The sequence below is a fragment of the Devosia submarina genome, assembly GCF_003056345.1.
GTDB lineage: Bacteria > Pseudomonadota > Alphaproteobacteria > Rhizobiales > Devosiaceae > Devosia > Devosia submarina.
Map to the genome: position 1 here is coordinate 198742 of NZ_PYWB01000009.1, position 12736 is coordinate 211477.

16 protein-coding genes are annotated in these 12736 nt (G+C 59.5%); 7 read left to right on the forward strand and 9 right to left on the reverse strand.

Features of this window, described 5'->3' with window-relative positions:
* Positions 1-4 precede the first annotated feature (4 nt).
* The 8 genes from DDE77_RS15055 to DDE77_RS15085 form a co-directional block, all read right to left on the reverse strand.
* Positions 5-244 (reverse strand): hypothetical protein, encoded by a 240-nt coding sequence (locus DDE77_RS15055; RefSeq protein ID WP_108398294.1) that lies wholly within the window; start codon positions 242-244, stop codon positions 5-7.
* On the reverse strand, positions 241-399 hold the full coding sequence (locus DDE77_RS19560) for a hypothetical protein (RefSeq protein ID WP_157959863.1): 159 nt from the start codon (positions 397-399) through the stop codon (positions 241-243). Before DDE77_RS19560 ends, DDE77_RS15055 begins: the two co-directional genes overlap by 4 nt.
* 131 nt (positions 400-530) lie before the next feature.
* Positions 531-959, reverse strand: coding sequence for a hypothetical protein (locus tag DDE77_RS15060; RefSeq protein WP_108398295.1), 429 nt, complete (start codon positions 957-959; stop codon positions 531-533).
* Positions 959-1195, reverse strand: coding sequence for a hypothetical protein (locus tag DDE77_RS15065; protein WP_157959864.1), 237 nt, complete (start codon positions 1193-1195; stop codon positions 959-961). The genes DDE77_RS15060 and DDE77_RS15065 overlap by 1 nt, the downstream gene beginning before the upstream one ends.
* Complete coding sequence (locus DDE77_RS15070) at positions 1183-1497, reverse strand: hypothetical protein (RefSeq protein WP_108398297.1); 315 nt, start codon at positions 1495-1497, stop codon at positions 1183-1185. Before DDE77_RS15070 ends, DDE77_RS15065 begins: the two co-directional genes overlap by 13 nt.
* A gap of 242 nt (positions 1498-1739) precedes the next feature.
* Positions 1740-2009, reverse strand: coding sequence for a hypothetical protein (locus DDE77_RS15075; protein ID WP_108398298.1), 270 nt, complete (start codon positions 2007-2009; stop codon positions 1740-1742).
* Positions 2009-2845: a glycoside hydrolase family 108 protein gene (locus DDE77_RS15080; RefSeq protein ID WP_170116535.1), complete on the reverse strand. Its 837-nt coding sequence runs from the start codon at positions 2843-2845 to the stop codon at positions 2009-2011. The genes DDE77_RS15075 and DDE77_RS15080 overlap by 1 nt, the downstream gene beginning before the upstream one ends.
* The gene (locus tag DDE77_RS15085) at positions 2845-3249 is read right to left on the reverse strand and encodes a RusA family crossover junction endodeoxyribonuclease (protein WP_108398300.1); all 405 of its coding nucleotides are present in this window, start codon (positions 3247-3249) and stop codon (positions 2845-2847) included. The genes DDE77_RS15080 and DDE77_RS15085 overlap by 1 nt, the downstream gene beginning before the upstream one ends.
* A 918-nt stretch (positions 3250-4167) precedes the next feature.
* On the opposite strand from DDE77_RS15085, the gene DDE77_RS15090 reads away from it, so the two are divergent.
* On the forward strand, positions 4168-8421 hold the full coding sequence (locus DDE77_RS15090; RefSeq protein ID WP_108398301.1) for a hypothetical protein: 4254 nt from the start codon (positions 4168-4170) through the stop codon (positions 8419-8421).
* Between the two features lie 167 nt (positions 8422-8588).
* Here DDE77_RS15090 and DDE77_RS15095 read toward each other — a convergent pair whose 3' ends face one another.
* Positions 8589-9101: a DUF6428 family protein gene (locus DDE77_RS15095; protein WP_108398302.1), complete on the reverse strand. Its 513-nt coding sequence runs from the start codon at positions 9099-9101 to the stop codon at positions 8589-8591.
* A gap of 41 nt (positions 9102-9142) precedes the next feature.
* Between DDE77_RS15095 and DDE77_RS15100 the strand changes: the two genes are divergently transcribed.
* Genes DDE77_RS15100 through arsH form a run of 6 tightly spaced genes read left to right on the forward strand, consistent with a single transcriptional unit; the run spans position 9143 to position 12641 of the window.
* A complete protein-coding gene (locus DDE77_RS15100; RefSeq protein ID WP_108398303.1) occupies positions 9143-9508 on the forward strand; it encodes an ArsR/SmtB family transcription factor in 366 nt (121 codons plus the stop codon).
* A complete protein-coding gene (locus DDE77_RS15105; protein WP_108398304.1) occupies positions 9498-10031 on the forward strand; it encodes an arsenate reductase ArsC in 534 nt (177 codons plus the stop codon). The genes DDE77_RS15100 and DDE77_RS15105 overlap by 11 nt, the downstream gene beginning before the upstream one ends.
* Positions 10028-10453, forward strand: a complete 426-nt coding sequence (arsN2, locus tag DDE77_RS15110) for an arsenic resistance N-acetyltransferase ArsN2 (protein WP_108398305.1) — start codon at positions 10028-10030, stop codon at positions 10451-10453. Before DDE77_RS15105 ends, arsN2 begins: the two co-directional genes overlap by 4 nt.
* A 7-nt stretch (positions 10454-10460) precedes the next feature.
* On the forward strand, positions 10461-11522 hold the full coding sequence (gene arsB, locus DDE77_RS15115) for an ACR3 family arsenite efflux transporter (RefSeq protein WP_108398306.1): 1062 nt from the start codon (positions 10461-10463) through the stop codon (positions 11520-11522).
* Positions 11519-11941, forward strand: a complete 423-nt coding sequence (gene arsC / locus DDE77_RS15120; protein ID WP_108398307.1) for an arsenate reductase (glutaredoxin) — start codon at positions 11519-11521, stop codon at positions 11939-11941. The genes arsB and arsC overlap by 4 nt, the downstream gene beginning before the upstream one ends.
* Positions 11928-12641 carry an arsenical resistance protein ArsH gene (gene arsH, locus DDE77_RS15125; protein WP_108398364.1) on the forward strand — a complete coding sequence of 238 codons (714 nt, stop codon included), beginning with the start codon at positions 11928-11930 and terminating at the stop codon, positions 12639-12641. Before arsC ends, arsH begins: the two co-directional genes overlap by 14 nt.
* Positions 12642-12736 lie beyond the last annotated feature (95 nt).

Here is a 12736-nt window from a genome sequence, read left to right on the forward strand (position 1 = left end):
CTATCTAGCTATCCAGGCAGCCGGTCAGCCGCCGGCACTCCGCCATCTCTGCGTTAGACAGGTGGCCGAAATGGGCCATGCGATCGAAGTCGAACATAATGGTTTTGGCCCGCAGCGGATCTTCGTCGCCGGGCCATTCGACTGTGATTTCGGATGCTTCAGGATGAACATCAACGACGGTCAAAACCGGTGAGCCGGATCCGAGGCGAACGCGGAAACCCACGGGATAGATGAAGCCTGTCATGCTGCTTTCCTTTCCATCCGCTTGCGATCCACCGCAACACGACGGCGGCGTTCCTGGCGGTTGGCTTTCTCAGACCGGGGAACAATGCGGAGGAACATCGCGCCTGTCAGCGACCTCTCCGGAACCAGGTCGTGATCGAAGGCGGGCGTGTTCATTGTCCGCTGCTCCGGGCCACGAGTTCATAGTGCCAGACATGCCGCCAGGCGTAGCTGCTGTCCTGCCCCTTGCGATCGGCAGCTTCAGCAATGCACCGCCAGCTTTGCGCCGTCGCCCAAGCCCAATGCATTTACGCGATCGCCTTGGCAGGCCTGCGGCGGGCAGGCGGCACCGATGGTTTGTTGCCCTTGGCCGTCAGGACAAGAACAGCATCGCGAACGTCGCCCATTGTTGCGGTGGCGATATCAAGGCTCGACTGCATGCGGTCGATCGATCGTTCAAATGACAGCTTGAGCTCGGCAATCTCGTCTTTTTCGACATAGTGCCGCTCAACGTGCTGCTTGATCTCGACGACTTCGGTCTTGAGCAGCGACACACCGGCACCCAGGTCAGTTACCCGGCGATTGGTATCGGCGATTGCCTCGGTCAGGACGGCCAGGTCTTTCGTCGTGGACGTGCGAAAGATCACGTAAGTGGTCCAGACGCCCAACGCACCCAGCACAAGGGTGACACTAGCAGTGATGATGCCGCCCCAGGGGAGTTGAGCAAACCAGTCCATTACGGTCTCCAGGCACAGTGCTGAGCACCGTACGAGTTATGGGGCAGCACGCTTTCGACGAGCTGATCCGAGGCATTTTCGATGTCGGCAGCCGACGGGTGGATAGGCTTGGCAACGGTGCAGAAGTCGCCGGCGGTTGTGGTGCAGCCGGTCAGCAGGGCGATGATCGCCAGGACCACAATCAAGTCGGCTAGGAAGCAGGCAAATCGATACCAGGAGATTCTTATCGGACCCATTTGCTGAGCTCCTCCCTGCGCTTGCTGGGAGGCATCTTGGCAATGGTTTCGTCGACCTGGATGCGTTCCTGAAGGGCTTCCAAATTGCGCTTGGCTTGCTGGGCTTTGATCCGGTCGACACCTGATTTGCGGCCGATCTGGTACGCGATCCAGACGGCAGCAATCGCAATGCCGATGACGGCAACCACACGGACCACAGGATTGCCGATCAGCCAGGACAGCGCTGGCAGGCCCCATGGTGTGGCGAGGAGGCCGTGGGCGATGACGACGATCGGGGCAAAGGCGAGGATGAGCTCAAGCATTGGGACCATCCGCAAGTACTGCCCAGGCAATGCCGGTGATCCAGGACATCAGAAAGCACAGCACTGCAGCCAACCCCGCTCGGTCCATCAGAACCGACAGATGCGGCGTCAGGGTGCAGCCATCACCGGTGAACACTTAGAGCCAGGCACAACCGAGCCAGGACACGGACATTCCCGAGATCACGGCAAGGATGACGAGAACCTGCAGGATGGTCATGGCGGCGGCGATGAGCATGAACGCTTTACGCATAACGCTCACCCCACCAGATCACGATCAGGAGCAGCCCCAGGAGGAGCTGAAAGACGGAGCCTGCCACCATGGCAATGAGCCAGCCGGGACCGAACCCGACCAGAGCGCAAACACCCGCAAGGACTGCCACGGCTGAAAGGGCAGCAGCGACGCCGGTCAGGAAGAAGCAGATGATGTCCAACACGATGTGCAGCCAGGGCCGACGACGAGGACGTACCCCTTCAACTGTGAACTTCGTCGATACGTCAGCTACACGGCGCATCACAATGCTGCCTCCGCTTTCCGGGCGTTCTTGAGCGTCACCCACAGCTTGGTGCCGATGCTGGCGACCAGCAGGGCGACGAAGATGACCTTGAGCACCTGAGAATAGTCCGACAGCTGGACGATCTGCCCGGCAGCTTCAGACAGGGTGGCACCAACCGTGCCGATACCGACGCCGGCGGCAGCCTGACCTTCGACGGTCTTGGTCACCGCAACCTTGCCGGCGTTCTTGATGTCGTGGGGTGTGCGGCTGTCAGAGACACCCTTAGGGCGGACGGGTTCAAATTTTGGCGTGGTCTTGAACGCGGCCATTGTCAGCGCCAGCTCGAGCACATCGTCGACACGACGCTGCCAACCCTTGCCGAACGTGGACCAGCCTTTCAGCTTCTTGAGGAACTGGAGCCGACGGGCGACATAGCCTTCGATCAGCCCGTTGACATCATTTACGGCAGCGATCGCCTGCAGGGTTTTGTCACCCAGAACCCCGTCCATACGGCCGTCGTACAGCTTGCGGGCCTTGAGCTCTTCCTGCAGCTTCAGGACGGCACGGTAGACGCCCGAGTTCACGCCGAAATCGAACACCGCGTAATCCAACCCATAGGGCAGGTCATCGCCGCGGATCGGCAGCCAATAGGACCGGCGATAGATCGATGCCGCTTCCCTGAGCGTCAACATCTTGACTTGCTCTTTGCTCACCGACGGCACGCCACGTGCAGCCGCCAGGGTCTTGTGCGTGATGGCCATATTGGTGGCGCCACCTGGATCATCCGGATGGTTCACATAGCCCCCCTCGTGCTTGAGCAGCGGGGTCAGGCAAGCATCAAATCGAGAGGACATCAGGATGGGTCTCCAGAGCATGGGGTATCCGCTGCCGGTGCCATAGCGACTGCTATGGGGGTGCTTGAGGGCGAGGCAGGTCCGGTCTGACCGGCAGCGGAATTTGTTCCGGAGGCGCTGGGAGCAGCCGTCACGGTGATGGTGCAAGGTGCGCCGATATCGACCCACTCGAAGGAGCCCTTGCTGACGAACTTGTTGCTGTCGTCCTCAATGATCCCGTGCTTCACGAGCAGGTCCAGTGGCGCTTTCAGAAGATTGTCGCCGTCGCGGGCCCGGCGATCGGGAGCGACCAGCTGCATCTCGATATGGGACCTTGCCTTTGATCGGCTGCGGGCGCTGAGCTTTGAGTTCCCAGCCGGCAGCATCACGCCATTCACGATAGCGCTCGGACAGGTGACTGCCATTGTGCTTGCGGAAGGTCCCGTTGACGGATGGCGGGAAGGGCAGGGTGATGGTGGTGCACGCGTTCATGCTGCCACCCGGCCGGTTCGCGGCTTGATGACGATGTCGACTTCGTAGTCGAGGGCCTCGACGAGCCGGAAGAGATAGTCCAGACCGATGCTGCTGAAGTCCGCGCCCTTGGGTCTGGCTCAAGTGGGAATAAAATGATGCAGAATTCTTGCGACCGACGCGTTCAGCAAGGACCGACGTCTTAATCCGCTGCTTGGATTTCTCCTGCAGCACGAATCCAGCGGCCTTGCGCTTGATAGATTCGGTGCATTTGGCCTTCGCATTGCGCCGAGGCTCGCTCATTATGCGGCCTCTGCAGTAATCTTGCGCAGTGCAACGTGTTGGAAATCCTTCAGCAGATCCTTGAGGCGATCCGGTCCAAAGTGTTCTTCGCGGCCCGCTTCTAGATTTCTGAAAGTGCGTGCGTTGACTGAAGGATTGTAAGTCGAGATCTGCTCTAGGGTGATCCCGTACTGATCAATGATTACTGCAATCTGCTGGATACGATCGGACTTTACACTGCGAGCTTCACAGTGTTTATTCCAAGTATCGATGGATTGTGTACGTGATCACAAAGGGTTGGCCCAAGCTTTCATGCGCCCTGCTGGCCACCAATTCTTGCGTCAATGTCACCGCCCAAAGAAAAAGTCCCACGGACTAAACAATTCTGAACATATTTTTTTGCGGTGTGATTGGGGCCTCTTCGCCCGCGATTCCGGAATTTGTCTCCGATCCTTCAAACTTCGAAGGATTTTTGCCCCTTTACTCTTGCACGGGACGGACTATGTTTGATGTCAGCACAAGGGCAGTAGACCCGAGGCGACAATAAAAACCGGCGGACATAAGCACCCCGCTGACCGCATGGAATAGAGATGAAGCACTGGACACCCAATAAGTCCGGCAGCGGAGGTACGCCTCCCGAAACCGGACTCAAGCAGCCGAACCCCAATTGGAAATACCAAAGCTTTGGCTTGATGGGCCCCTCGGTCCTCGCCAACGGCTGGTCGATCTTTCCGCAGCATCACGGCGATGACTTCACCGAAGAAAAGCGGGAGCCTGGCACTCCGCACGGTGCCAAGAAGATCGCCTATAAGGGATATTACAAGCTGCACCAGCAGCTGCCCCTGGCTGAAACGGTCAAGCACTGGTCCGACAACAAAGGCGTGCGGGATCTTAACATTGCTGGCGTCACTGGTGATACGGCCGGTACTCACGGCTGGTTCACCGCTGACGTCGACGTATATGATCATGTCAAGATGCGGGTCATCAGCGAGATTGCTGCAGAGACCTTGGGTTGGTCACCGCTGCGCCGCGGCCGCCCATCCGTGGCAAAAGAAGCATGGATCTACCGCCGCCCGATCGGCAAGCTGAACCTGCCAAAGCGGTTCGTTTTTGAATCCTTGTTCGAAGGCAAGGATGAAGCCATCGAGATCCTGGACGACGGTGCGCCGATCACCTTCTTTGGCTTCCATCACAAGACCGGCGAGTTCTTCGAGTGGCCGGAACGGTCACCATACAATTCATCTCCCGATTGCGCCCCGATCACCGATGAAGATGGCGTTCTCGAATTCCTGCGCCGTGTCCATGCGGTCTATCCTTTCAAGGATTTCGAGAAGCTCCTCGCCGGCAAGGGCATCGCTGCCGACTTCGATTATGTCGACACTGATGTCAGTGACATCCGCACCCCCGCGATCTCCGAAGCCAAGCTGTCGGCATCCCCGCTGACCGGCGGCCGCCGCCAAGAATGGCTGCTGCCCCGTTCGGTGTCCTGGGCCACCTTCAACGCCGGCATCGTTGCGCCCTTGAGTGGCGATGTCCGCCAGGTGTCAGGCGAAGGCGTCAGCCGCATTGCGCGTGCGATGGCCCGCGAAGCTATCGAGTACACCAACTACAGCGAGACAGAAGCCTACTCGAAAGCCCGTGAGCTAATCAGGTCGGCTGCCGTCAAATTGGTGGATGGTCGCTTCAAGCCCAAGGGTACGCAGCGCAAGGTTCAGGCTGCGGACGGATCCGTGGTAGTGGTCTCCAAGGACCGCCATTATCCGGAGTGCCGCGATCCGGAACTGTCGTGGCTGCCGCCAGCGGCGAAGCGGGCAGGGGTCGAAAAGGATGAGGAAACCAAGCGCACGCTGAAATGGTCGCTGTCACCATCTGACGCGGAACTGGCCAAGGCCCGTGAACTGATCGGTAACCGGGAAGCGATCCGCACCGGGACCAGCCGCAAAGTTCGTCTGGCAATCCGTGGCTGGCTGATCCGGACCGCCCGCTGGAATCCCGAAAGCGGCAAGCCTGCACCCCGGCTGCTGATCAAGGCACCCACCGGGGCTGGGAAGACCACGGCTTTGCTCCAGGAACTGGTGCGCTTCAAGAAGCGGGGCGGCAAAATCGGTCCGATCCTGATGCTCCTGCCCAGCTATGAAAACACGTCCGAACTGGAGGCCCGGCAGGATCTCGGTGTCTGGACAAAGGCGCAGGAAGAACGGGCCAATGAGATCAAAGCTGAGCTCAAGAATGCTGGCGATCTCATCCGGGTCATGACGTTCAAGGGCAAGCTGGCTGCGGGTTGCGAGTTTCCAGAGATAACGCAAAAGCTCATGGCAAAGCGCTACAGCACGGCCGGCATGTGCAAGGCTAAGGACCCTTCGATCTCCGTGGAGGATGAGAACGGCAAGAGAGTGCCCAAGACGGTTTATTGCCGCTTCAATCCGGAGAACTCTGACTTCGTAGAAACCGCTGAAGTCCGACCTTGCCAAGCCATTTTGCAGAAGCTCGAGGTGCCTCAGCACGACCTGATCCTGGCACCTCACGCTTTCATCCAGACCAATATTCCGGCGGCACTCAAGAACGTTGCTGCCGTGGTGATCGACGAAAAGATCTGGGACAAATGCTTGGGGAGTTACACCTTCGGCTTGGCCGAGAACCTCACCCGCGGCCGTGCTGCTCCTAAGCCGTTGGACAGCGAGGAAGCGGCTGGACTGGATACCATCGAATACGTCTTTGATCGGGGCTGGCTGACAGATCTTGTGATCCCCGCTGTGCGGCAGGGCAAGGACGTGGCCGAGGTCATCCTTGATCACCGGCACCATTATACGCCTGAAAAGTCCATCTCTGGCGACGGTCTCCTGGCACACACCCGGGCCGTCACCGGTCGCAATCAGGGCACCGTCCTTGACGTGATGCCTGGTGTCGAGATGGCGGTTATTGACCGTCTCTGTAGCACCCCAGAAGCAATTGACATCGTCGAAGAGCACAAGTTCTGGACGGTTATCCAGGAGCGCGTGGACGCCCTGATGCGAGATCGGGAGCTGCTCAAGACGTACAATCTGCACATGAAGCTGTTCGAAGAGACCAAGCCCAGGCACGGCGTTGACCTGCGCAAGTCTCCGAAGCCGCCCGTCCTCGAAGTCACGAACGACCGCGACCGCCGCATCATCTACCTGGCAGGTGCCGACGACCAGGTGACCGTCGTGTGGCGCAAGAAGCGGAACTTCGAATCCTTGCCGACGCTGTTCCTGGACGCCTCTGGTCGCAAAGAAATCCTTGAGAAAATCTGGGGCGGCACAATCCGGACGGTCACAGTGAACGCGCCTCTGCACTTGCGGACTGTTCTGGTCCCCGACTTCGGCCAGTCAAAGACTTCAATCATCCCGAGCCAGGATGACAACGCCGAGACGCTGCTGGCGAAGGCCGAACTGCAGACCCTCAATCGTGAGGCAATCTATACGCTCGGCTTGATGCATGGTGACAGTGCAGTCGTGGCTTGCGCCGCCAAAGGTGTGAGGTCCCAACTCAACTCCGGTTGGGCTGCTCCAGCAAACACGCACTTTATGCACTTCGGGGCAGTCCGCGGCCTGGACTTTGCGAAGTTTTATGGGGCAGCCGTCTCGATCGGATCCGTGACACCACGCGATACCGACATTGATGCGTATGTCGCCGCCTTGTCGTATGATGACGATGAGCCCGAGGCACTCAATGACCCGCACGGCAATGGCCGGGTCTCGGCGGATCCATCGTCAGCGAAAATCAAGCGTCGCTACATAGATCGCCCATATCCGCTGCGGGATGGCGGGACCGCTTTGGTCACTGGAATTCATGAGTATGAAGGCGCATGGGCCCGCATGCTGCAGCAGCAGATCCGCGAGGAGGAATTGGGCCAGTTTGTCGGCCGTTTGCGTCCTGTTTACCGCGAGGGAGAGGCACCGGTTTGGTACGTGCTCGGCAAGGTTCTGCCCGACGGCATCATTGTCGACGACATCATTTCGCTGCGGGATCTGGCACGGCCCACAGGTCGCAGCACGCGGGCATTCCGTATGGTCAAGGAAGCCGGCGGCGTAGTCACGGAAGCGGGCCACAAGCTGCTGAACCTGTACCAACCGCATGCGTCAGATGCCGCCGTGCAGAAGCTGGGAGTGGCCTTCGCCGGTAACCCCCGCATGCGCCGCGGCTTCCATGAAATCACCTACACGATCGAAGGCAGCCACGACGAATTCCGGGGGTGGGTGTTTGCAGGCGACGGCGCTGAGCCGGTCGAGCACTTTGAAAAGGTCATGGGTATACTGGGGCCGAAAACCCGGACGCTGATCCGGATGCCGATCGTGAAAACAGCACGGCTGGCCCGTTTCGCTCGCCTCAAAGATTATGGGCAGCCGACGAAGCAGCATGAGATCGATGTCGTGCTGGGATCGCTGCAGGAACGCGGCAAAGCCGACGCGAAGGCCCTGGCAGAGGTCGGAAAGATGGAAAGCGACAAGCAGATCAAGTTCGACGAGAAGCGTCTGGGCATCATCTACAACGGCAAAGCCATCGATCCTGACACATATGCCGCTTTCATGGGTTTCAGGAAGGCCATGGCAGAAGCCGACAAAGCTTGCGAGGAAACCGAAGTCAAGTCGGAGATAGCTTCTGATTGGACCATTGAGCCAGCCAACGACGGCTCATCCGAGCAGACTAGAACAGCTGTCAGACCCTTGCTAAAGCCGGACGCTGCGCCGTTCCAGGTGTTCTTCGGCACGACCCCGGCTGTTCATGCCGACAGCCCGGTGGTGGTACCAGCGCCAGGGCTCGGCAACGTCGTGCCATTCCCAAGGCGTATCGGTGCTAGACCTCGTACACAAGCGCCAGCGTGAGTGGGAGCTCCTAGGCGGCGCTATTGGTGCTGCCAAGGACCAAGGCGCAGGTCACGTTACCAATGATGAACTGCTCTGCTGGATGAGCGCAGGACTGCTATGACCCCATTTCAGACGTCTAACGGTTCGGAGCAATTTCCCGAAAGCGGACCTGACGAGGTTTTGGTCTAGCAGCAGCCGGAAGATTTCGCGGGTGAGCAGCAGGTTGAGGCTGCAGCCTTCGTAGCCCTGTGTCTTGGCTTGCAAATTGCTGCCCGTACTCCCAGCGTCAGGCAGGCCACATCTCCCTCGATTGAAACGCCAGCCACGTCAAGGACGCGCATAGCTTCCCCTGGCTTGCCGATCTCGATTGTAAGCCGGGCGTCATGGTTCAGGCGAACCTTCTTGTCGACTGTGGCCAGGATCGAGCGGAACTTGCCGGCCGTCATCTGAGCTTTGTCTTGCTCGGCCGGGATGTCCTCGACCTGCAGAATCGTCTCCTGCCAGCTGTCGGGATTTCCCCCACAATCCAGGGTCTGCAGGCTGGCAAATTTCACCTCGGTAATGTGATAGCCGGCCTGAACCTCGCGATCATCATAGCGAATGCTCAAGGGCATCTCATAGTGACCATCGAGCGCGGCCAGCACCTGAGCGAGGCTTGCTTCGACTTCGACATAGGGCAGACTTGCGTGGGCGTTCATCTTGGGCTATCCATTATTTCAATGATCATTGAGATATTGAAATGAAACTTGAAGAACCGCAAGCCCTCGATGTCTTTTCCGCCCTGAGCCAGGAAACCCGCCTCCGCATGGTGCGCGTTCTCGTCCAGGCCGGACCCGAGGGGCTTTCGGCCGGCGCCGTTGGCGAAGCGGTCGGCGCTTCATCGTCGGGCGCGTCGTTCCATCTGGCCCATCTCGAACGCGCCGGCCTGATCCAGTCGCGTCGCGAATCCCGATCAATCATCTACAGCGCCAGCTACGACACGCTGACCGGCCTTATCGAATTCCTGATGGCGGACTGCTGCTCGGGGCGCCCGGAGATCTGCGCTCCCGCCATTGCCGCCGCCAATTGCTCACCTGCTGCCAAGGAGACTTCCTGTGCCTGCTGATGACCGCGTCTACAATGTCCTCTTCCTCTGCACCGGTAATTCTGCCCGCTCGATCCTGGGCGAGGCTTTGATGAACCATGTCGGTGAAGGCCGTTTCCGGGCTTTCTCGGCCGGCTCAACGCCGAAGGGCGAGGTGCATCCGCTGACGCTTAAAACCCTCGCAAATGCAGGGATTTCCACCGAGGGCCTGCGATCCAAGCCCTGGGACGAGTTCGCCACGCCCGATGCGCCGAAGATGGATTTCGTCTTCACCGTTTGCGACAACGCCGCAGGCGAAGCTTGTCCGGTCTGGCCTGGGCAGCCCATGACGGCGCATTGGGGTATCGAAGACCCTGCCGCTTTTGCCGGCCCGCAGTTCCAGAAGGAAGCAGCATTCGATGATGCTCTCCGCTATCTGCGCAATCGCATTACCGCCTTCATGAGCCTACCTCTCGCCAGCATTGATCGCATGGCACTGACCTCGAAGCTCCAGGGCATCGGCGCCATGGAGGGCTCCACGTCGAAGTCGCAAGGTGCCGCATGATTGCCACCCAGGAGATTCCCGGCGTCGACCCCGATCTGCAAGCAGCTCTTCTGGCTGGCGGCCTGCCGATCGACGATATCGAAGAGCCGGGGCGCTTTTTCTATCGCGTCGAAGACCAAGGGCGTCTCATCGGCTTCGGCGGTTTCGAGATTTATGGCGATGATGCGCTGCTGCGCTCCATCGTCGTTCCAGAGGCCAATCGGGGCAAAGGGTATGGCCGTATCCTGACCGAAGCAATCATACGCCAGATCGTTGAAAATGGCGGAACACGCGCTTTTCTGCTGACCACCTCGGCGGCCGATTTCTTCGCCCATCTCGGCTTCCGTGCAATCGACCGGGCCGAGGCGCCAACCACCATTCTTGCCACATGCCAGGCTTCGTCCATTTGCACATCGGCGGCACTGCTGACCCGAGCCGTCTAGGAATGCCATGTCCATTTTTGAACGCTATCTGACCGTCTGGGTCGCGCTTTGTATTGTCGTCGGCATCGCTGCCGGGCACTTCTTCCCCGCCGTTTTCCAGGCGCTTGGCGGGCTGGAATATGCCCGGGTCAATCTGCCCATGGCGGTGCTGATCTGGCTGATGATCATCCCCATGCTGGTTCGCATCGATTTTGCCAGCCTCAAGCATGTCGGGGGCTACTGGCGTGGCATCGGCGTCACCGTCTTCATCAACTGGGCCATCAAGCCGTTCTCGATGGCACTGCTCGGTTGGCTTTTCATCGGTTGGCTGTTCCGGCCATTACTGCCTGCGGCACAGATCGACAGCTACATCGCCGGCCTCATCATCCTGGCTGCGGCGCCGTGCACCGCCATGGTGTTCGTCTGGTCGAACCTGACCAAAGGCGAACCCCATTTTACCCTCAGCCAGGTGGCGCTCAATGACGCCATCATGATTGTCGCCTTTGCCCCGATCGTCGGGATGCTCCTGGGGCTCTCGGCCATCACCGTGCCCTGGGACACGCTGATGCTATCGGTCGCGCTCTACATCGTGGTGCCGGTCGTGATCGCGCAACTCTATCGCCGATGGGTACTCGGCCATGGCGGGATCGACGCGATGAACCGTGTGCTCTCGGTTCTTCAGCCGATATCGATCGTTGCGCTCCTGCTGACCCTGGTCATGCTGTTCGCTCTGCAGGGTGAGCAGATCATCGCCCAGCCGAGCGTGATCCTCCTGCTCGCTATCCCCATCCTGATCCAGGTCTATTTCAATTCCGGCCTGGCCTATTTCCTCAACAGGGCGACCGGCGAGCAGCACTGCGTCGCCGGTCCTTCGGCACTGATTGGGGCTTCCAACTTCTTCGAGCTGGCCGTCGCGGCCGCCATCAGCCTCTTTGGCTTCAATTCCGGGGCTGCTCTGGCCACGGTGGTCGGTGTCCTCGTTGAGGTGCCGGTCATGCTGTCGGTGGTCTGGATCGTGAACCGGTCCAAGGGCTGGTACGAAAATGGTGCCGCTGTGCGCCGCAACACCAAGGCGAGGGCCGCAGAATGAGCGTCGTAATCTATCACAACCCGGACTGCGGGACGTCCAGGAATACCCTCGAGATGATCCGCCAGTCAGGCGTCGAACCAACGGTGATCGAATATCTGAAAACGCCGCCGGATGGCGCCACCATCCTCAAGCTGGTCAAGGACGCCGGCATCACCTTACGGGAAGCGCTGCGGAAGAAGGATACCCCGTTTGAGGACCTTGGCCTGGCTGATCCAGCAAAGACCGATGACGACCTGCTCGATGCCATCCAAGGTTATCCGATCCTGTTCAACCGCCCCTTCGTCGTGACGCCCATCGGCACCCGTCTGTGCCGCCCGAGCGAGGTGGTGCTGGATATCCTCGAGAACCCCGACATTGGCCCGTTCGTCAAGGAAGACGGCGAAGTCGTCATCGACGCCGAGGGAAATCGTATTGTCTGATCTCCCCAATATCCACGATGGCGCCTTCGAGGTTCCAGATTTTGCCAGCCTCGTGCCCTCGGTGCTCACCCACAAGCCGCGTATCCTCATGCTCTATGGCTCGCTGCGGGAGCGCTCGTACTCCAGGTTCCTGACCTTCGAAGCCCAGCGACTCCTGGAAGCGTTCGGCGCTGAAGTTCGGATTTTCCATGCCAATGGCCTGCCTTTGCCAAACGATGCACCGGACGATCATCCGAAGGTGCAGGAACTGCGCGAGGCCATGCTTTGGAGTGAAGGGCAGGTCTGGACCAGCCCCGAGCGCCATGGCGCCATGTCGGCGGTGATGAAGAGCCAGATCGACTGGATACCGCTTCCCGGTGGCGCCATTCGCCCCACACAGGGGCGCACGCTGGCGGTCATGCAGGTGAGTGGCGGCAGTCAGAGCTTTAATGCCGTCAACCAGATGCGCATTCTCGGCCGCTGGATGCGCATGGTGACCATTCCCAACCAGTCCAGCGTGGCCAAGGCGTTCCAGGAGTTCGACGAAGCCGGCCGGATGAAGCCGTCCAGCTTCTATGATCGTGTGGTCGACGTGATGGAGGAATTGGTCAAATTCACGCTGATTAATCGCAGCGTCGCCGGATACCTGACCTCGCGCTACAGCGAGCGCAAAGAAGACGCTGCGAAGCTCGATGAACGGGTAACGCTCAAATCGATCTGATTACAATCTTTTCGGGCACTTGGGCCGGCAATCAAAACGTCATTTGAAACTGGCGATCAGCGCCGAAATCATTGGAGAGAGCCGGTTTAGGCGGC

Coding starts and splice junctions, on each gene's coding strand:
- DDE77_RS15085 (WP_108398300.1), bottom strand. CDS start 3,249: ATGGCAGTCACCTGTCCGAGCGCTATCGTGAATGGCGTGATGCTGCCG.
- DDE77_RS15075 (WP_108398298.1), bottom strand. CDS start 2,009: ATGCGCCGTGTAGCTGACGTATCGACGAAGTTCACAGTTGAAGGGGTA.
- DDE77_RS15090 (WP_108398301.1), top strand. CDS start 4,168: ATGAAGCACTGGACACCCAATAAGTCCGGCAGCGGAGGTACGCCTCCC.
- DDE77_RS15065 (WP_157959864.1), bottom strand. CDS start 1,195: ATGGGTCCGATAAGAATCTCCTGGTATCGATTTGCCTGCTTCCTAGCC.
- DDE77_RS15095 (WP_108398302.1), bottom strand. CDS start 9,101: ATGAACGCCCACGCAAGTCTGCCCTATGTCGAAGTCGAAGCAAGCCTC.
- DDE77_RS15100 (WP_108398303.1), top strand. CDS start 9,143: ATGAAACTTGAAGAACCGCAAGCCCTCGATGTCTTTTCCGCCCTGAGC.
- arsC (WP_108398307.1), top strand. CDS start 11,519: ATGAGCGTCGTAATCTATCACAACCCGGACTGCGGGACGTCCAGGAAT.
- DDE77_RS19560 (WP_157959863.1), bottom strand. CDS start 399: ATGAACACGCCCGCCTTCGATCACGACCTGGTTCCGGAGAGGTCGCTG.
- DDE77_RS15055 (WP_108398294.1), bottom strand. CDS start 244: ATGACAGGCTTCATCTATCCCGTGGGTTTCCGCGTTCGCCTCGGATCC.
- arsB (WP_108398306.1), top strand. CDS start 10,461: ATGTCCATTTTTGAACGCTATCTGACCGTCTGGGTCGCGCTTTGTATT.
- DDE77_RS15070 (WP_108398297.1), bottom strand. CDS start 1,497: ATGCTTGAGCTCATCCTCGCCTTTGCCCCGATCGTCGTCATCGCCCAC.
- arsN2 (WP_108398305.1), top strand. CDS start 10,028: ATGATTGCCACCCAGGAGATTCCCGGCGTCGACCCCGATCTGCAAGCA.
- DDE77_RS15080 (WP_170116535.1), bottom strand. CDS start 2,845: ATGTCCTCTCGATTTGATGCTTGCCTGACCCCGCTGCTCAAGCACGAG.
- DDE77_RS15060 (WP_108398295.1), bottom strand. CDS start 959: ATGGACTGGTTTGCTCAACTCCCCTGGGGCGGCATCATCACTGCTAGT.